This is a genomic window from Oceanisphaera psychrotolerans (genome assembly GCF_001870485.1).
Lineage (GTDB): Bacteria > Pseudomonadota > Gammaproteobacteria > Enterobacterales > Aeromonadaceae > Oceanimonas > Oceanimonas psychrotolerans.
On the sequence record NZ_MDKE01000066.1, the window covers coordinates 68,048 to 84,913 of the forward strand.

Here is a 16,866-nt window from a genome sequence, read left to right on the forward strand (position 1 = left end):
AGCTGAACAAAACAGGGAGTGAATTCCATGGGCAAGATCGTGTTCTGGGGCATTATTGCCATCGCCGCCGTGGTGATCGGCCGGCGACTCTATCGCTACTTTTATAATAGCCGCCAGCCGCAACACAGCCTGGCGGTACTGGTAGCGAACAAGCACACCCGGGAATTCATGGGCCGGACCCGCAAAGACCAGACCGAGATGCCACCGCCGCGCGTTCAGTATTACGTGACCTTCAGGCCACTGGAGGGCAGCGAGGAACGGGAGTTCCGGGTCAGTCAGCATTTATACGAACAGCTGAACAAGGAAGAAACCGGCACCCTGGTCTTTCAGGGCAGCCGGTTTATCGCCTTCGAGCCGGACGAGACAATTCTGGATAACGACTGAAGACAGCGCCATTATCCCCGTATTCGGGGCGGCAGCCGGGTGGTATCCTGCTATCATTGCGCCATCTTATTGTCTTCTCTGGAGTTATTATGTCTTATCTGGCCGTTAAACACGCCCATATGATGTTTGCCCTGATCAGCATCACCCTGTTCATGCTGCGCGCCTGGCTGGCCGTGCCCTCTCCTGACCGCATCAACAGCAAGCTGCTGAAGATACTGCCCCATGTCAACGATACCCTGCTGCTGGCCCTGGGAGTCTGGCTGGCGGTACAGAGCCAGCAAATCCCCTTCGGCAACAGCCCCTGGCTCACCGCCAAGGTCATCGGTCTGGTGCTGTATATCGTGATCGGCACCATCGCCATCAAGCGCGGCAAGACCCGTGGCCAGCGCCTGGGCGCCGCCCTGGCTTCCATCGCTATCTTCGCCTACATCTACGGCGCCGCCGTCAGCAAGTCTCCGCTGTCCTGGCTGGCGTTGTAATACCAATTCCATTAAGTATCTGAGTCACACCGAGGCCTCCGGTACCAGAGCCAACAGGCAACGCCGGAGCATCGAAGAAGACGAAGGGATCTGCTTCGCCGACCATCACAGGGAATGTGCTTGAGCGGGTCGAAGAAGCGGGCCCTTTGGCCGCGGTGTGATCGTTTAACCGAAGCTCAGTATTCCACCACCGGGAAGACCGGAAAGGCACCCGGCTGCAACCAGCTCCAGCCCTCTTCCTGATACAGAGCATTGGCCGAACGCGGGTCCAGCATCAGAGCCGCCAGCGGCGCCAGGGGCTGGCCCATCGGCACCAGCAAATCCCCCCGTTGCAGGGTAACGCTTTGCCGGTTCACCCGTACCTCGGGCTTCACCTTCTCCCGCACCCCGGGCCTTGCCTCGGATTGCTTTCGCACCGCTGTTATTTCCAGCCTATCCACCAGCAGCTGGCGAGGTTCGGACACCGTTTCGAAGGTAATATGATGATGCGCCAGCCAGCGGGCCATTCGCTCCCGCTCCCGGGTCACGGCATAGGCCGCCGCCAGCGGCACCGGCTCCCGGGTGACGATGGCTTCCCGATTGCGAAAACGGTGCAGCTGCTTATGGCCATCGGCCATGCGCACCAGCGGCAGCGTGATTTCGGGTTGCTCTCGATTGGTGCCAAAGCTCACTCCCATCCACAGGGTCCGGTCGGCGTCGGCCGATTGCCACCGTTGTCGGGCTCGATGTGACAGGGCCAGCAGCGGCTCGGCTTCATCCGCCACCAGCTGCAGCATCGCCAGCATGCTCAGGTGTTGCTTGCGCACCCGCTCGGCAATATTGCGCGGCGTGGCATACACACCGGCTTTATTGTCGAGCCGGTTCTCTACCAGAATCGACACCCGCCCCTGCATGGCCGCATAGTTGCGCAGGTTGGTAATCCCCAGGCCTCCACGAGACACGGCCTGGTCGAGGCTGGTGATCTCGCCCCGGTAGCGCACCGCCGCCAGCCCCGCCGACGACACTCGCTCGATCAAGGCCGGCAACAGCGTGTGCTCGGTATATTCACGCAGCCGGCCGTCGATATTGGGATTGTTGCCCATATCAAACTGGGCCTCCACATCGGTCATCCAGCCCTGCTCCCGGGTCAGTACCCGTTTCCAGATACCGGACTCGTGGGCATCAAACACCACATCCGGATCGAAACGATGCAGGGCATCGACCAGCAAGCGGGTTTCACCCGCCTGCAGGGCCACGTAGTCGATATTGGTGTTGTCGTTATTGGCATTGTGACGCGAAGACAGATCGCGTCCGTCGGGATTAGCCATGGCCACCAGCACCAGATTGAGTCGACGCAACAGCTCCGGGTGCTCGCCGGCCACCAGTTCCCGGGCCAGCTGCTGCATGGCTTCGGCGCCAGAGGGCTCGTTACCGTGCTGAGAGCCGAACATCATCACCGTCGGCTTGTGTTGCTCACCAACAGCGCCCTGCAAAAACGACGGCGATTCAGAAAGCAGCAATGCCGGTATCGGCCGGCCACCGGCCGAGGTACCCAGTGCCACCCGCCGCGCCCGCGGCGACAGGGTGTCCAGTGTCATGAGGTAGTCATCGATGGTCCGGCTGTCGGGCAAAGACTGCTTTTTTGTCTGTTCGAAGGGGGTAGGCGGTATGGATTGCGCCCAGACCAGGCTGCTGCACAGCAGCAGAAAAACCGCTGAAATTCTCACAACAACCTCAATAAATTAATTCATTTCAATTGGTTATATACGAAAGTGCAGAAAAAAGACAATAGCCCTCCAGCGTCAGGATCAGACCATCAACAAGCAGTTGTAGAAAAATGGCGACAGTCTCCCTTCAAAACATTGCGACAAAACTTGTCACAACCTGCACCTAGGATAGAATCATCCCAAGCAAGAGGGCATCACCATGAGTAAGAAACTGCTGAGACAATTGACTCTGGCGCGCTGTGTTCCCTATCGTCCGTACAAGCTGACCGCACGCCAGCTGCAAGACAAACTGGAAGAAGAAGGCATTCAGGTCAGCCTGCGTACCGTACAGCGGGATCTGGAAGAAATGTCCGGCATGGGACTGTTCGATCTCACCTCGGATGATCGCAGCAAACCCCATGGGTGGTGTTTTGAACGCAATGGTTTGAATGACTTCGCCAACTTCATGCCCCTCAGCCTGGCCATGGCACTGAAGACCTGGAACGATCAGGCTGCCGATCTGCTGCCGGCCAGCGTACTGACCGAACTGAATCCCATTATCGACAAGGCCACCCAGGTCATCAAAGACAGCCAGAGCGAACTGGCCGGTCGCTGGATGGAAAACGTGGTGCGCCTGCCCAAACCCTTTGCCGGCAGCCCCGACATCCGCCGGGCCACCACCATCCGTGATGCCCTGTGGCGCGGACGCAAGTTCAGCGCCGAAATCAAGCGGGTGATCAAGGGTCGTACCGTCTGGCTGCGTTATGAACAGGTGAACCCGCTCGGCATCGTCGGCCGTAAAGACGGCACCATGCTGCTGTGCACCGTGTCCGACATGGACCCCAAGATTTACGGTATCCCCTTCGAACATATCAAGGATGCAGAACTGACCAGCCGTCCGGTAACGCAGCCACGGGAGTTCAGCGTCAACAAGCTGCTCCGCGAAAAAGGTTATCAGGAAGAGTCCGATACCATTCATTTCGTCGGCCGGATCACCAACCCGAGCCGGAGCATCATGGAAGACGCCATTCCGGGTAACAACCCCCGGTTGACCCGCTACGACAAGCAGAGCATGATGGTGGAAACTGACGTAAAAGACTCGCCCGAATTTCGCCGTTGGTTGACCGATATGGCGGGAAAAGTCGAGATACTGGCGCCAGAATCGCTGAAAAAAAGCTAATTTACAGCAACGATACTGAATCCGGGGGCTGACTGATTCAGCCCTTTTGTTTTTTCACGGAGTACCGGATGAGCGATCTCCTTTTTGAACCGGCCGAACTGGATTGTGATGCGATTAATATCGGCGTGATCGGTGTCGGCGGTTGCGGCGGCAACACCGTTAACCTGCTGGCCGACGGCGCTCTGCCTGAACATGTCAATATCGTGGCCATGAATACCGATGCCAAGGCACTGCAACAGAGCCGGGTCAATACCCTGCAGCTGGGCAAAATACTGACCCGCGGCCTGGGTGCCGGTGCTCAGTCCGAAATTGGCCGCCAGGCCGCCGAAGAAAGTCTGGACGAGATCCGCGCCCAGCTGAGTGGCGCGGATCTGTGCTTTATTACCGCCGGTATGGGCGGCGGCACCGGGACCGGTGCCGCCCCTGTCGTGGCCCAGATCGCCCGCGAACTGGGCATCATGACCGTTGCCATCGTCACCCGTCCGTTCGGCTTTGAAGGCAAACTGCGCGCCAGGGCCGCCGACGAGGGACTGAACACCCTGGCCGAGCACACCGACGCCTTGCTGGTGCTGCCCAACGATTACCTGCTCAAGGTACTGGGTGCCAAAACCCCCCTGCTGCAAGCCTTCACCGAAAGCAGCAGGGTCATTCAAAATGCGGTCAAGGGTCTCGCCGACATCATCGGTCAGACAGGCCTCATCAATATCGACTTTGCAGATGTACGCACCATCATGCGTCAGCAGGGCAAGGCGGTGATGGGTATCGGTCTTGGCAAGGGCGAAAACAAGGTGACCGACGCCACCCTGCAGGCGCTGAACAATCCGCTGCTGGAGAAGGTAGAGCTGGAACGCGCCCGGGGCGTGCTGCTGAATGTGGTGGCATCGATGGATATCGGCCTGGATGACTTTCAGAAAATCGGCGATCAGGTGGCGGCCTGCGTGGGCGAGTTTGCCACCGTGGTATCCGGCATCAGCCTGGATCCCAACCTGACCGACAGCATTCAGGTGACCATGATCGCCACCGGCATTCAACCTCAGCAGGAAACCATCGCGCCGTCACCAGCCCAGCAGAGTGCGTCGCCGGCTCAGGCCGAACCCACCCCGGAAGGGCTCGATATTCCCGCCTTTCTGCGCCAGCGCAAGCAACAGTAAAAAGGCCGGTGCACAGGCACCGGCCTTTTCAATCTTCAAATATCCACTTTCGTTGTTACCTTAGCCGAATACGTTCAGGCACCAGGTAATGGCGGGAATGGCCACTATGTCGATCAGCACGGCTCCGCACAGGGGCGCCACGATAAAGGCCTTGTGCGAGAACACCTTGTAGCGATCACAGACGGCGCTCATGTTGGCGACCGCATTGGGGGTCGCCCCCAGGCCGTGTCCTACAAAACCGGCGCACAGCACGGCAGAATCGTAGTTGGCACCCATCAACCGGAACATAAGGAAGACCGCCAGCAATACGATGGCCAGGGTCTGCACCACCAGGATGATCAGCAATGACCAGCCCAGATCCGCCAACTGCCACAGTTGCAGCGACATCATCGCCATGGTCAGGAAGATCCCCAGACAAAAGTCGCTGACCACGTTGATAGCGTTGTCCGGCAGCGTCAGCAGGGAAAACTTCTCGTTCAGGTTACGCAGCACGATAGCGATAAACATGGCGCCGACATAAGAAGGCAGAATGATGTCAAAATCCGCGCGCAGGTGGCCACTCAGCCACAGACCGGCAATCATGGTACAGAGCACCACCGCCAGAATCTTCAGCAACAAGGTACCGGTAATAGTGGCCGGCACAGGTCGTTCCGAGGCCGCCAGCGCTTGCAGATCATGGACCTGCTCCGCCTGAATATCGATCTTGTGCCGACTGATCAGCAGGCGAGCCACAGGCGCGCCCAGCAGACCACCGGCCACCATGCCGAAGGTGGCCGCGGCCAGGGCGGCGGTAGTAGCACCGGTCACGCCCAGCGCCTCGGCCTCGGGCCCAAAGGCAGCGGCGGCACCGAAGCCCCCTTCCAGAGAGACGGCACCGGCCATCAGGCCGAGCAAAGGGTGTTCGCCCAGCAGGGAGGCAATGCCGATACCCAGACCATTCTGCAGCAATGCCAGCATCCAGCAGGCAACCAGATAAATCCCCAGTACCTTGCCGCCTTTTTTCAACAGCGCCAGGCTGCCGCCCAGGCCGACGGTAGCAAAAAATGCGATCATCAAGGGCGTTTGCAGGGCCGTATCGAACTTGAACTCGACCCCTCCCCAGCTACGGGCGGCCCATACCACCAGAGCAAAACCGAAGCCGCCGATCACCGGGGCCGGTACACACAACTGGTGGAACAGTGGCACCTTGCGCTGCAATACCAGTCCCAGCATCAACAGCAAGGCCGCCAGGGCCGTGGTGTTCATCACGTCGAGAGTAATGAGGTTCATTTTATTTCCCTATATCTACAACTAATTACAGTGTCGGCATTGGTCAAGGAACGACCTCGACCAGCGCCGACAAACGGGGTCAGCCGGCAAGCCGGGCCAACAGGCGCGCGGCCACGCGGGCCGTGCTTGAGTGCCGATCCCGAGCCGGGTTCAGCTCGGCGATATCGGCCATTCTCATCTTGTTGCTGGACTTGATGCGCTCCAGCGCATACTCCAGCAGCCCCAGATCCATGCCTCGTCCTGCCGGGGCACTGACGCCCGGCGCCAGACTGGCCGGCAGCACATCCAGACAGACGGTGACATACAGCAGGTCGACCTCATTAATCGCCTGATCCAGGGCCGAGTTCAGCGGCTGCAGATCCCAGCCGTTCAGTTCTTCATCCAGCACGATACGGGTATTCAGCTGGCGGGCGCGCTCGAACAACGCATCGGTATTGTGGTAGCGGCTAACGCCGATACAGGTGTAATGAAACGGCAGTCCGCGTGCTTCGCACAGGGTGGCACACTGGTTGAAGGGGGTACCGGAGCTGGCGCGTGCCGAGCGACGTAAATCCAGGTGGGCGTCGAAGTTGATGATGCCGATACGCGGAGTCGCTTGCTGGCGGCACTGGTGCTCCATCAGACCGCTGAAGCTGGCATAACCAATCTCGTGACCACCGCCCAGGCCAATCACCCGATGCCCTGCGTCCATGAAGGCCGCTACCTTGTCGGCATACAGCGCCTGAGCCACTTCCAGCTCATCCCCGTGACAATGCACATCACCACCGTCGTAGAGGGGAGTATCCAGATGCCAGGCCAGGTTGGCAGTGGCAGAGCGCAGGGCAGCCGGTCCCGCCGCCGCTCCCACCTGGCCTTGATTGCGGAGCACACCGGCATCACAGCAAAAGCCCAGCAACACCAGGCCGGCCGCCTGCCCATCCTCCACAGCCTGCACCTGCTGGTGCCAGCGTCGGGCCAGATCACCTTCTTCATGATCGACCCGTCCCTGCCACAGAGACATGTCGGCGGCGCTATATGCGGTTTGCTTCATTACTACTCCTAACGCATTTCACTAATAACTCATGGCCCCTAGACGAGCCGCTGCATCACAGGCCCAGCGAATCCACTGATACTGAACATCACCTACCCGGTCTGCAGGCGCCATCAGGCTTATGGCGCCGAGCAAGTGCTCCCTACTGCCCAGCACCGGCACGCTGACACCCCAAACCCCCTTGTCGATTTCTCCCTGTGAAAGCGCGTAGCGCTGCTCGCGCACCCGGCTCAACTCTTGTTCCAGCTGAGTGCGCTCTGCCTGAGCCAGCTCGGCCAGAATCGCTTCACGTTCGGCTTTATCCATGAATGCCAGCAGGGCCTTGGCACTGGCACCATGGCGCAACGGCTGGGAGTGACCTTTCTGATAGCAACAGCGCAATGCCTGAGGGCTATCGATCATTTCGACGCACAGCGCCCGATTACCGGAAATCATCATCAGGGCAGCACTTTCACCGGTGCGACTCGCCAATTCAGCCAGCAAGGGCCGTGCCCAGGTCAGTACGCTGTTCTGCAATTCGAAACCAGCCACCAGCTGCACCGCCATAGGTCCGGGAGCATATCTTCCGCTCTGGCGTTCCTGTACCAGTGACCAACGACTCAGTACCGCCAGATAACGATAAGTGCTGGACAGCGGTAAACCGGTGCAGTCGGCAAGCTCGCGGGCGGTAATAGGCCCGGAAGAAATCGCCAATGCTGATAACAACCTGAAAACCTTGTCTTGGGAGCTACTCTTGATAGTCATGATCCTGTCCTTGCGGCGAACATCGCCCGAAAAACACATAATGTAAAACACCATTCTCAAAATATGATAATAAATGTCAAATTAAGTAATAAATTTCCAATAATGTTAAAAAAGGCACTCATTATTAACAAAGTCATCAGCTATGCTTGTCATATTTTTCATTCAGGCAAGAAGCCGCTCAACGCCTCCTATGCCAACACAGAGCGAAGCAGACGAGAGCAGATTTTGGGTCAGAGCCCCAGAGGTAACGGATAACTATGCAGCGCCAAGCAGGTCCTTTTTCCATGAGGTGAAATAGATCATCTGTTTAGCGGGATTGGTATAAAAAGAGGAATAAACGAAAGCATGCCGCCGCTATCGGTGCAGACCAAGGAGCTGTGACAAGACTGAAGAACAGGAGGAAGAAGGAAAAACAGGCAAGAAAAAGGGCAAGCCAACCGGCCTGCCCGTCATGCAGAGTACCCGTTGATTATCCGGGTCACCAATCCGGATACCCGCCCTTCGACAGCCTGAGGGATTTCACACCCGCAATGTCATATCCACCCACACCAGGCGATGATCCGAGCTGGCCCGACGCGCCGGCCACCCCCGCTTGTTCCAGAACAGCTCCGCCCCGGCCTGTCCCGGTGGCAACCAGTACACTCCACTCGCCAGGGCCTGCACACTGCACCCGGGCAGCACATAGTCGAGCCGCAACCCCTGACTGTGCGTCCAGTAACGCGGCGATCCCCGACGCACCGACATACCTTTGAGCGCAAAGCCCCCGCGAGAGGATGGCCGCAGCCGACCCAGGGCCACGCTGTGATTCAGCGCGGGATCGGCCAGCAACGCCTGGATCCCATCCCGGAAGCCGTCACCATCCAGCGGATCCGCGTTCAGATCCCCCAGGATCACAAAATCGGACCCGGCATCCAGCCCGCCCCGACCACCCGCATCATCCACCAGATAATCCCCGCGTCCGGGTCGGATATAGTCGTGCCATAGTCGCAGCTCGTCGTGATTACGGCAGCTGTTGCGACGCTCCGGGCCTTCGTCGATGGGCGGAGCCGGATGACAGCTCAGCAGATGCAGCACCCGGCCATCGGGCAGACTCACCGGCAGATCTAGGTGGTTCTTGGAAGACAACGGCAACACCTCGAGCACCTCAGCGCCGTAGTAACTGCCACCCTCCGTCATCGGCAGCCGGGCACCGGGCATGTCTCGCCAGCGGAAGCGGCGAAAGCTGCGCATCTGCTCGAACAGCAGCGGAAAACGCGACAGTACCGCAAAGCCGTACTGGCCGTGAAAGGCGCCAAACCCCAGGCCATCGCCCGGCAAGGCCGGGCTCCCCTGGCCGTTCAGCGCCAGTGGTGCCAGCAGGCCGGTATTGGTGGGTACCAGATAGCGATAGGGATACTCGATGCCCCGCTCGCCCCGGGCCAGGTAGTCTTCGCAAAACAGCCGCAGGTGGCTGTCATCCCTCCCCTCGCCATCGTGATCAAACTCGTTCAGCAGCACCACGTCGGGGCGGATGTGCTGCAGGATGCGGCCAACATGATGGGGCTGACGATGATTTCCCGCCGCCAGTTCGGCGGCCAGCTGTCCCGGCCGGGGGCGATCCAGGGCCACATTGAAGGTGGCGATACGTATTTTTAACGGTGACATCATGAGAGCCTGCTTGCCTTTATCGTTCAAACTGTCATCATCTTTTGTTCAACATCTGTGTTTCATGGAAGAAAACAATGTTCACTACCCTGATTTTCACCTCGTTGACGCTGTTCGGCCTGCTTTATGTGCTGCGCCGCCGTCAGGAAAGTTTTTTGATCACCATTGAAGGTGTCCACCTCACCATTAAACGGGGGCGCCCACCACAGGCTCTGCTGCAGCATTGCCGACAGCTGATGCTGGATGCACGCACCCTCAAGGGTACCATTCGCGGTCTCAAGAAAGGTAACGGTGTGGCACTGAGCTGTTCTCGCAGCATTCCCGCCACCTACCGCCAGGATATTCACCTGTTCTGGCAACAGCAGCCCTAGATGGTCGGGCAGGCACCGCCTGCAGAAGGCTTCTCATTACGATGAAGCCCTTGACCTGAACCCGATTTCCCGGTTTGCTGGTGATATTATTCATGATGAGGTCGAACGATGAAATTATATCCCCTGCTGCTCTGTGGCCTGCTGGCCGCCTGTTCCAGTCAGCCGCCGGCAGAGCAGGCCGAAGCACCGGCTTCCGACACCACCCCCAGCCAGACTGCTCAGGAAGTGACACCCAAGGGAGAATTCGCCCAGATTGACGTCAGCCGTTCCCAGCAGGCGATGGATGCCATTACCAGTGGCAAAGGCGACACCATCAACGAGATACTGAAAAGCCCCAACGATTATGCGCCGCCGGTGCTGTATCTGATGTCGGCCATCATGTTCGACAATGACTATCAGGATCAGGCCACCTTCTGGTATTACGCCGCCCAGCTGAGAGCCCGCAGCGATGCCAACAAATCCGGCGACAAGACCGCCCATGGCGCCGTCAATCAGCTGAACCAGCGCTTCGGTGCACGTATCGCGCCCGCTTCCCTGAGCAACCCGGACCGGTTGCAGTCCATCGTCAGCCAGGTGCTGGAATGGGACAGCGAACAAACACGCAACTACGATGCTCGCTGGATTGCACTGCAAAGCAAGGACGTGGTCACCGAAACCAAGGTCAACTTCATGCCACGTGAAAAATGGCAGGAAATCGATGCCATGACCCGCAACCAGTTCCGCCAAGGGCTGGATAAGGCGCTGACCAGGTTGCGCCAGGCGCCGGCTCAGTAAACCGCGCGCTCTGGCTGGCGGTTCACATCCCGGTATTGGCCGGGATGTTTCATTTTATGGCCCGCTCATCCGGCCTGCTCCATTTCCCGAGTAAAAACAAGACGCGAGTATTACCGCATACCGAGATCACGGAGATTACCCTCATGAACGCATCATCCCATCGCCCGGTTCACGTCTGGGACTGGTCCATCCGGGTTTTTCACTGGAGTCTGCCCGTACTGCTGTTTTTGCTGTGGCGGTCGGCCGGCGACGACATGGAGCAGCACATGCTGTTCGCCCAGACCCTGCTGGGGCTGCTGCTGTATCGTATCATCTGGGGCTTTATCGGTACCCCTTATGCCCGGTTCGGCCATTTTATCTACCATCCGGGCCGGATTATTGCTTACCTGCGCGCTACCCTGACCCCGCACAAACCGGTATACCTGAGCCATAACCCGCTCGGTGGCGTCATGGTGCTGGTGTTGCTGGGCACCCTGCTGTTTCAGGCCGGCACCGGTCTGTTTGCCACCGACGATATCTTCTACGAAGGGCCCCTGTATCACTATGTATCCGGCGCCACCACCAGCCTGATGACCGACTGGCACAAGTCCTGGTTTTACCAGGGGCTGCTGCTGACCATCGGACTGCACATCCTGGCCATACTGCTGTACCGGTTACGTGGCGAGGATCTGGTCAAGGCCATGGTCACCGGCCGCAAGGACGCGCACGCCGACCGGGTGGCGGATTTGCTGGAGCTCCCCTCCCACGCCTTTCCCTGGCTGCGCTTCGTGCTGGCCGCCTTGCTGTCGGCCGGCACCGTCTGGGCGATGTTCAACATTTTCTGATCCCCAGGAACAGACACAAAAAAAGGAGCCTTTCGGCTCCTTTTTTAGCACTCACCGCTTACTCGCGATAGTCGTCGTGGCAAGCCTTGCAGCTTTTCATCAGTTTGCCTACGGCGGGCTTGGCCATGGCCGCATCGAACCCGGGTTCACCGGAGGCGGCAATCAATTCTTCCAGCGCACCGCCAAAGGCCTTGCCCTTGGCGCTGAAACCGTCCATGTCTTCCCAGGCGGCCGGCAGAATATTGCTTTCCTCGACATCCCTGGTGGCCGGAACATAGGTTTCGCCCAACAGCTTGCCGACATTACCCATGTTCAACGCACGCTGATGCAGTGCCTCGGCATCGAAGTCGATTTCGCCTTTCACCATGGCACCCATGACCTTGGCCTGAGCGCCCATCACCTGATAGATGGACTGGCGGTACTTGACCAGATCATCCGCCTTGAAGATGTCCGACTGGGCGACAGCGGCAGTGGCGAAAACGCCCCCGATGGTCAGCAGCACGACTTTTTTCAGCATGGTTTGCTCCTTTATTAGTTATATTCCAGTGCTCGTAGCAACGCGTTACAACAACTCACGGTAAACCATCGGATCTGTCAAAGCCACCATCAAAAAGTGAAATTGCGACGCTATTGCTGATTCACCCAAATGAGGCCATCTACATCAAAACCCAGCGCTTTGGATCTGGCCACAAAACGCGCCTTCAGCTCCGGGCTCACCACCGTGTCACGCGCCAACAGCCACAGATAATCGTGGTTATAACCGGATACGAAAGCATATTGATAGTCGTCATCCAGCTCAAACACCACATAGGACCCATAGAAGGGGCCGAAGAACGAGACCTTCAGATAGCCTTGCTGGTTATCGTTGACGAAATAGGCTTTCCCTACCGCCTCCTTGATCTCCCCGCTTTCGCTATCGACGCCCCGGTTGATCACCCGGATACCCCCATCCTCGCGCGGCTGATATTCGGCACTCACCCGCTCCAGTCCCCGTTCGAAGGAGTGATCCAGCCGGGCGACTTCATACCAGGTCCCCAGATAGCGCTCGGTTTCAAAATGACGAACCGGCGTCACTCCGTCCGGCATCCCCATGCAGCCGGATAACAACAACAGCAGCAATAACGATAATCTTCGCATCCCGTCTCCTCCAGCACCGAACAAGCCGTTACAACGGTTATTGAGCCGGTTTTCCGTCCGTGCCGTCAAGCATTGCCGCCACTCACACCAGACAGGACAAAAAACCAGCAGAATTTACACCCGAATAAATAACCATAAAAACAACAACTTAACCTCAGCACCGTTCATTCCGCAACCACTGGCAGAATAAATGGGTGTTGATTATTTCAGGCTCAGCCTTTAGGATTTATTTTTATTGAACGGTCAATTAACAAAAATATGCCTATCGTCGGAATACAGGAAATACGCAAAAAACAGCTGATCGATGCCACTCTGGCGTCGGTGGCCGAGTATGGTCTGCACCATACCACCATCAACAGCATCAGCAAGCTGGCGGGGATGTCATCGGGCATCATCAGTCACTATTTCGGCGGTAAGCAGGGCTTGATTGAAGCCACAGTAAAACAACTAATGGAAGAATTGAAACAGGCGCTACTGGACAAAACCGGTGGTGTCAGCCTGGCCTCGTACACGCCGCAGCAGCGACTGATGTTGATAGTCGAAGCCAACTTCACCGACTTTCAACGCTCACAGTCCACTACCAAGTCTTGGTTGAGTTTCTGGGCCCAGGCCATGCACGACCCGGCCCTGGCCCGGCTGCAGAATATCAACAGCCGCCGCCTGTACAGCAACCTGCGCTATTCCTTCCGCCAGCTACTGGATGATGCCATGGCGACCAACGCCGCGTTACAGACCGCAGCCATGATCGACGGCTTCTGGCTGCGCAGTGCCCTGGCGCCCGATCCATCCGCCGACTTTGCCCGGGCCGAAGCCTTGTGCAAATCCTTTATCGAACATCTGATACACCAGCACGGAGTACAAGCATGTCATTGATGCGCTACCAGAATTTTGTCGACGGACGCTACCTGGCCAACGCCAGTGGTGACAGCTTCGACGTCATCAATCCGGCCACTGGCGAAGTCGCCTACCAGATGGAGGTCGCCGACCGCCAGATACAGGATGCCGCCATCGCCTCGGCCCGCCGGGGATTCGAGCAGTGGTCGGCCATGAGTGGCATGGAGCGCAGTCGTATCCTGTTGCGAGCGGTGGCGCTACTCAGAGAGCGGAATGATGAACTGGCCCGCATCGAGGTGCAGGACACCGGCAAGCCCTGGCAGGAAGCCTCGGTGGTGGATGTGGTGACCGGTGCCGACAGCATCGAGTTCTTCGCCGGCCTGGCGCCCTCCATCGAGGGTAATCAGCAGGATCTCGGCGGCGATTTCTACTACACCCGACGCGAACCGCTCGGCATCTGTGCCGGCATCGGCGCCTGGAACTATCCGCTGCAGATCGCCTGCTGGAAAGCCGCCCCGGCCCTGGCCTGTGGCAACGCCATGATTTTCAAGCCGTCGGAAGAAACCCCGCTGGGCGCGCTCAAGCTGGCCGAAATCTTTATCGAGGCCGGGGTCCCCGCCGGGGTATTCAACGTGGTACAGGGTGACGGCGCCGTCGGTGCCTGGCTCACCAACCACCCGGAGATCGCCAAGGTATCCTTCACCGGTGAGGTGGGCACCGGCAAGAAAGTGATGGCCGCCGCCGCCAGTTCGCTGAAAGACGTCACCATGGAGCTGGGTGGCAAGTCACCCCTGATCATCTTCGACGATGCAGATGTGGACGACGCGGTTTCTGCCGCCATGCTCGGCAACTTCTACACCCAGGGCGAAATCTGCACCAATGGCACCCGGGTCTTCGTCCACAAGGCTATCTACCCGGCCTTCATCGAGCAGCTGTTGGAGCGCACCCGCAACAACATCATCGCCGGCGACCCCATGGATCCGGACACCAACTTCGGCGCTCTCATTTCCCGGGAGCATCAGCAGAAGGTACTGGGCTACATCCACAAGGGCATCGAGGAAGGCGCTACCCTGGCCCATGGCGGCGAAGCGCTGCATCCGGCAGCCGCGCCCAATGGCTACTTTGTGGCGCCCACCATCTTCACCGATTGTCGTGACGACATGACCATCTGCCGGGAAGAAATCTTCGGCCCGGTGATGTCGGTGCTGACCTTCGAGCACGAGGAAGAAGTGATTGCCCGCGCCAACGACACCGATACGGGTCTGGCTGCCGGGGTATTCACCAACGACATTCGCCGCGCGCACCGGGTGATCCACCGGCTGCAGGCCGGCATCTGCTGGATTAATGCCTACGGTGCCTCCCCCGCCGAAATGCCGGTGGGCGGCTACAAGCTGTCCGGCATCGGTCGGGAAAACGGCCTGGCCACCCTCAATCACTACACCCAGATCAAGTCGGTGTACGTCGGCATGAGCAAGCTGGAAAGCCCGTTTTAAGGCATATCGGCAGGGAGCCGGTTATCGGCAAAAGGGACAATGCCGCCGGCTCCGAGCCAGGCGGCATGAAAGCCAGGGGCGGCGCATCCTCCGGGGTGATGGGCACCGAACAGAATTCGAGGTAACACCATGAACAAACAATTCGACTACATCATCGTGGGCGCCGGCTCTGCCGGTTGCGTGCTGGCCAACCGTCTCACCGAAGACGGCACCAGCAGCGTACTGCTGCTGGAAACCGGCGGCAGTGACAAGAGCATCTTCATCCAGATGCCGACCGCCCTGTCTATCCCCATGAACACCGAGAAATACGCCTGGCAGTTTCATACCGAGCCCGAGCCCTTTCTCGACAACCGGGTCATGCACTGTCCCCGCGGCAAGGTACTGGGAGGCTCCTCCTCCATCAACGGCATGGTCTATGTCCGTGGTCACGCCCGGGACTTCGACGAATGGCAGAGCAAGGGCGCCGAGGGCTGGGACTATGCCCACTGTCTGCCCTACTTCAAGAAAGCCGAAAGCTGGGCCTTTGGTGGCGACGACTACCGGGGTGACCAGGGCCCGCTCGGGGTCAACAACGGCAATAACATGAAAAACCCCCTGTATCAGGCCTTCGTCGATGCGGGACAGGAAGCCGGCTATTTCCATACCCCCGACTACAACGGTCGCCAGCAGGAAGGCTTCGGCCCCATGCACATGACGGTGAAAAACGGTCGACGCTGGTCCACCGCCAACGCCTACCTGCGTCCGGCCATGGACCGCCCCAACCTGACCGTGGTCACCCATGCTCTGGTGCACAAGGTGCTGCTGGAAGGCAAACAGGCGGTGGGCGTGCGTTACGAGCGGCAGGGTCAGGTGCAGGAGGTTCGGGCCGGAAAGGAAGTGATCCTCAGTGCCGGCTCCATCGGCTCGCCGCACCTGCTGCAGCTGTCGGGTATCGGCGCCAGAGACACGCTGGAGGCAGCCGGTATCGAGCTCAAACACGAACTGCCCGGCGTGGGCGAAAACCTGCAGGATCATCTGGAGTTCTACTTCCAGTTCCGCTGCAAGCAGCCCATCTCTCTCAACGGTCAGCTGGGGCTGTGGAGCAAATTCAAGATAGGCACCCGCTGGTTGCTGAAGAAAGACGGCCTGGGCGCCACCAACCACTTCGAGTCCTGCGGCTTCATTCGCTCCAAGGCCGGCGTGGAGTGGCCGGATCTGCAGTACCACTTTTTGCCGGCGGCGATGCGCTACGACGGCAAGGAAGCCTTTTCCGGCCACGGTTTTCAGCTGCATATCGGCCATAACAAGCCGAAAAGCCGGGGCTCGGTGAAGGTGGACAGTGCCGACCCCAGGGTGGCACCGAAGATTCGCTTCAACTACCTGGAGCACGAAGACGATCGGGAAGGCTTCCGCGCCTGTGTGCGCCTGACCCGGGAGATCATCAACCAGCCGGCGATGGACCCCTACCGGGCAGAAGAAATTCAGCCGGGCGAAAAAGTCGAATCAGACGACGAAATCGATGCCTTCGTACGCCAGGCGGTGGAAAGCGCCTATCATCCCTCCTGCACCTGCCCCATGGGCACGGACGAGTGGGCGGTAGTGAGCCCGGATACCCGGGTGCGGGGCCTGACCGGGCTGCGGGTGGTGGATTCATCCATTTTCCCCACCATCCCCAACGGCAACCTGAACGCCCCCACCATCATGGTGGCGGAACGGGCCGCGGATCTGATCCGGGGCAAGACACCGCTGACGCCTTCGGTGGCAGAAGTGGGCATGGATGAACAATGGCAGCAACGCCAGCGGGCGAAATCTCCCCTGCGCGGCGTGAGCTGAGGAATAACGAATCAGTATAGAGCGTCCCTTCAGTTTTTAACTATCGCAATCGGTG

17 protein-coding genes are annotated in these 16,866 nt (G+C 59.0%); 10 read left to right on the forward strand and 7 right to left on the reverse strand.

What is annotated here, in order from left to right:
- Positions 1 to 27: 27 nt before the first annotated feature.
- Both BFR47_RS15395 and BFR47_RS15400 read left to right on the forward strand, forming a co-directional pair.
- Complete coding sequence (locus tag BFR47_RS15395; protein ID WP_071473886.1) at positions 28 to 384, forward strand: DUF2500 domain-containing protein; 357 nt, start codon at positions 28 to 30, stop codon at positions 382 to 384.
- Positions 385 to 473: 89 nt separating this feature from the next.
- Positions 474 to 863: a SirB2 family protein gene (locus BFR47_RS15400; protein ID WP_071473887.1), complete on the forward strand. Its 390-nt coding sequence runs from the start codon at positions 474 to 476 to the stop codon at positions 861 to 863.
- A 176-nt stretch (positions 864 to 1,039) separates the two neighbouring features.
- Here BFR47_RS15400 and BFR47_RS15405 read toward each other — a convergent pair whose 3' ends face one another.
- Positions 1,040 to 2,569, reverse strand: coding sequence for a M14 family zinc carboxypeptidase (locus tag BFR47_RS15405; RefSeq protein WP_245748957.1), 1,530 nt, complete (start codon positions 2,567 to 2,569; stop codon positions 1,040 to 1,042).
- A 199-nt stretch (positions 2,570 to 2,768) separates the two neighbouring features.
- Between BFR47_RS15405 and BFR47_RS15410 the strand changes: the two genes are divergently transcribed.
- Both BFR47_RS15410 and ftsZ read left to right on the forward strand, forming a co-directional pair.
- Complete coding sequence (locus BFR47_RS15410; protein ID WP_071473888.1) at positions 2,769 to 3,728, forward strand: helix-turn-helix transcriptional regulator; 960 nt, start codon at positions 2,769 to 2,771, stop codon at positions 3,726 to 3,728.
- A gap of 68 nt (positions 3,729 to 3,796) precedes the next feature.
- A complete protein-coding gene (gene ftsZ / locus BFR47_RS15415) occupies positions 3,797 to 4,879 on the forward strand; it encodes a cell division protein FtsZ (protein ID WP_071473889.1) in 1,083 nt (360 codons plus the stop codon).
- Positions 4,880 to 4,939: 60 nt separating this feature from the next.
- Here the strand turns inward: ftsZ and gltS are convergent, their stop codons facing one another.
- The 4 genes from gltS to BFR47_RS15435 form a co-directional block, all read right to left on the reverse strand.
- Complete coding sequence (gene gltS / locus BFR47_RS15420; RefSeq protein WP_071473890.1) at positions 4,940 to 6,148, reverse strand: sodium/glutamate symporter; 1,209 nt, start codon at positions 6,146 to 6,148, stop codon at positions 4,940 to 4,942.
- 79 nt (positions 6,149 to 6,227) lie between these two features.
- A complete protein-coding gene (gene hutG / locus BFR47_RS15425; RefSeq protein ID WP_071473891.1) occupies positions 6,228 to 7,178 on the reverse strand; it encodes a formimidoylglutamase in 951 nt (316 codons plus the stop codon).
- A 21-nt stretch (positions 7,179 to 7,199) separates the two neighbouring features.
- On the reverse strand, positions 7,200 to 7,922 hold the full coding sequence (locus tag BFR47_RS15430) for an IclR family transcriptional regulator (RefSeq protein ID WP_071473892.1): 723 nt from the start codon (positions 7,920 to 7,922) through the stop codon (positions 7,200 to 7,202).
- Between the two features lie 519 nt (positions 7,923 to 8,441).
- The gene (locus BFR47_RS15435; RefSeq protein ID WP_245748958.1) at positions 8,442 to 9,569 is read right to left on the reverse strand and encodes an endonuclease/exonuclease/phosphatase family protein; all 1,128 of its coding nucleotides are present in this window, start codon (positions 9,567 to 9,569) and stop codon (positions 8,442 to 8,444) included.
- Positions 9,570 to 9,643: 74 nt separating this feature from the next.
- Here BFR47_RS15435 and BFR47_RS15440 point away from each other — a divergent pair, with 74 nt between their 5' ends.
- From BFR47_RS15440 to BFR47_RS15450, 3 genes are all read left to right on the forward strand, one after another.
- Positions 9,644 to 9,937, forward strand: a complete 294-nt coding sequence (locus BFR47_RS15440; protein WP_071473893.1) for a DUF3634 family protein — start codon at positions 9,644 to 9,646, stop codon at positions 9,935 to 9,937.
- Between the two features lie 108 nt (positions 9,938 to 10,045).
- Positions 10,046 to 10,711 carry a hypothetical protein gene (locus BFR47_RS15445; RefSeq protein WP_071473894.1) on the forward strand — a complete coding sequence of 222 codons (666 nt, stop codon included), beginning with the start codon at positions 10,046 to 10,048 and terminating at the stop codon, positions 10,709 to 10,711.
- Positions 10,712 to 10,854: 143 nt separating this feature from the next.
- Entirely contained in the window at positions 10,855 to 11,535 is a 681-nt protein-coding gene (locus tag BFR47_RS15450) for a cytochrome b/b6 domain-containing protein (protein ID WP_071473895.1), read from the forward strand.
- A gap of 58 nt (positions 11,536 to 11,593) precedes the next feature.
- On the opposite strand, the gene BFR47_RS15455 is transcribed toward BFR47_RS15450, so the two are convergent.
- Together BFR47_RS15455 and BFR47_RS15460 are read right to left on the reverse strand one after the other, a co-directional pair.
- Positions 11,594 to 12,052, reverse strand: a complete 459-nt coding sequence (locus BFR47_RS15455) for a c-type cytochrome (RefSeq protein ID WP_071473896.1) — start codon at positions 12,050 to 12,052, stop codon at positions 11,594 to 11,596.
- A 110-nt stretch (positions 12,053 to 12,162) separates the two neighbouring features.
- A complete protein-coding gene (locus BFR47_RS15460) occupies positions 12,163 to 12,672 on the reverse strand; it encodes a lipocalin family protein (RefSeq protein ID WP_071473897.1) in 510 nt (169 codons plus the stop codon).
- Positions 12,673 to 12,930: 258 nt separating this feature from the next.
- On the opposite strand from BFR47_RS15460, the gene betI reads away from it, so the two are divergent.
- From betI to betA, 3 genes are all read left to right on the forward strand, one after another.
- Positions 12,931 to 13,545 carry a transcriptional regulator BetI gene (betI, locus tag BFR47_RS15465; protein WP_071473898.1) on the forward strand — a complete coding sequence of 205 codons (615 nt, stop codon included), beginning with the start codon at positions 12,931 to 12,933 and terminating at the stop codon, positions 13,543 to 13,545.
- On the forward strand, positions 13,536 to 14,999 hold the full coding sequence (gene betB / locus BFR47_RS15470; RefSeq protein ID WP_071473899.1) for a betaine-aldehyde dehydrogenase: 1,464 nt from the start codon (positions 13,536 to 13,538) through the stop codon (positions 14,997 to 14,999). The genes betI and betB overlap by 10 nt, the downstream gene beginning before the upstream one ends.
- Positions 15,000 to 15,128: 129 nt before the next feature.
- Entirely contained in the window at positions 15,129 to 16,811 is a 1,683-nt protein-coding gene (gene betA, locus BFR47_RS15475) for a choline dehydrogenase (protein WP_071473900.1), read from the forward strand.
- Positions 16,812 to 16,866 lie beyond the last annotated feature (55 nt).

Bases quoted from the DNA above. Each gene is read 5' to 3' on its own strand.
- BFR47_RS15455 (WP_071473896.1), bottom strand. From the start codon at position 12,052: ATGCTGAAAAAAGTCGTGCTGCTGACCATCGGGGGCGTTTTCGCCACT.
- BFR47_RS15450 (WP_071473895.1), top strand. From the start codon at position 10,855: ATGAACGCATCATCCCATCGCCCGGTTCACGTCTGGGACTGGTCCATC.
- BFR47_RS15395 (WP_071473886.1), top strand. From the start codon at position 28: ATGGGCAAGATCGTGTTCTGGGGCATTATTGCCATCGCCGCCGTGGTG.
- BFR47_RS15460 (WP_071473897.1), bottom strand. From the start codon at position 12,672: ATGCGAAGATTATCGTTATTGCTGCTGTTGTTGTTATCCGGCTGCATG.
- hutG (WP_071473891.1), bottom strand. From the start codon at position 7,178: ATGAAGCAAACCGCATATAGCGCCGCCGACATGTCTCTGTGGCAGGGA.
- BFR47_RS15445 (WP_071473894.1), top strand. From the start codon at position 10,046: ATGAAATTATATCCCCTGCTGCTCTGTGGCCTGCTGGCCGCCTGTTCC.
- BFR47_RS15410 (WP_071473888.1), top strand. From the start codon at position 2,769: ATGAGTAAGAAACTGCTGAGACAATTGACTCTGGCGCGCTGTGTTCCC.
- BFR47_RS15400 (WP_071473887.1), top strand. From the start codon at position 474: ATGTCTTATCTGGCCGTTAAACACGCCCATATGATGTTTGCCCTGATC.
- BFR47_RS15430 (WP_071473892.1), bottom strand. From the start codon at position 7,922: ATGACTATCAAGAGTAGCTCCCAAGACAAGGTTTTCAGGTTGTTATCA.
- ftsZ (WP_071473889.1), top strand. From the start codon at position 3,797: ATGAGCGATCTCCTTTTTGAACCGGCCGAACTGGATTGTGATGCGATT.
- gltS (WP_071473890.1), bottom strand. From the start codon at position 6,148: ATGAACCTCATTACTCTCGACGTGATGAACACCACGGCCCTGGCGGCC.
- betB (WP_071473899.1), top strand. From the start codon at position 13,536: ATGTCATTGATGCGCTACCAGAATTTTGTCGACGGACGCTACCTGGCC.
- betA (WP_071473900.1), top strand. From the start codon at position 15,129: ATGAACAAACAATTCGACTACATCATCGTGGGCGCCGGCTCTGCCGGT.
- BFR47_RS15440 (WP_071473893.1), top strand. From the start codon at position 9,644: ATGTTCACTACCCTGATTTTCACCTCGTTGACGCTGTTCGGCCTGCTT.
- betI (WP_071473898.1), top strand. From the start codon at position 12,931: ATGCCTATCGTCGGAATACAGGAAATACGCAAAAAACAGCTGATCGAT.
- BFR47_RS15435 (WP_245748958.1), bottom strand. From the start codon at position 9,569: ATGATGTCACCGTTAAAAATACGTATCGCCACCTTCAATGTGGCCCTG.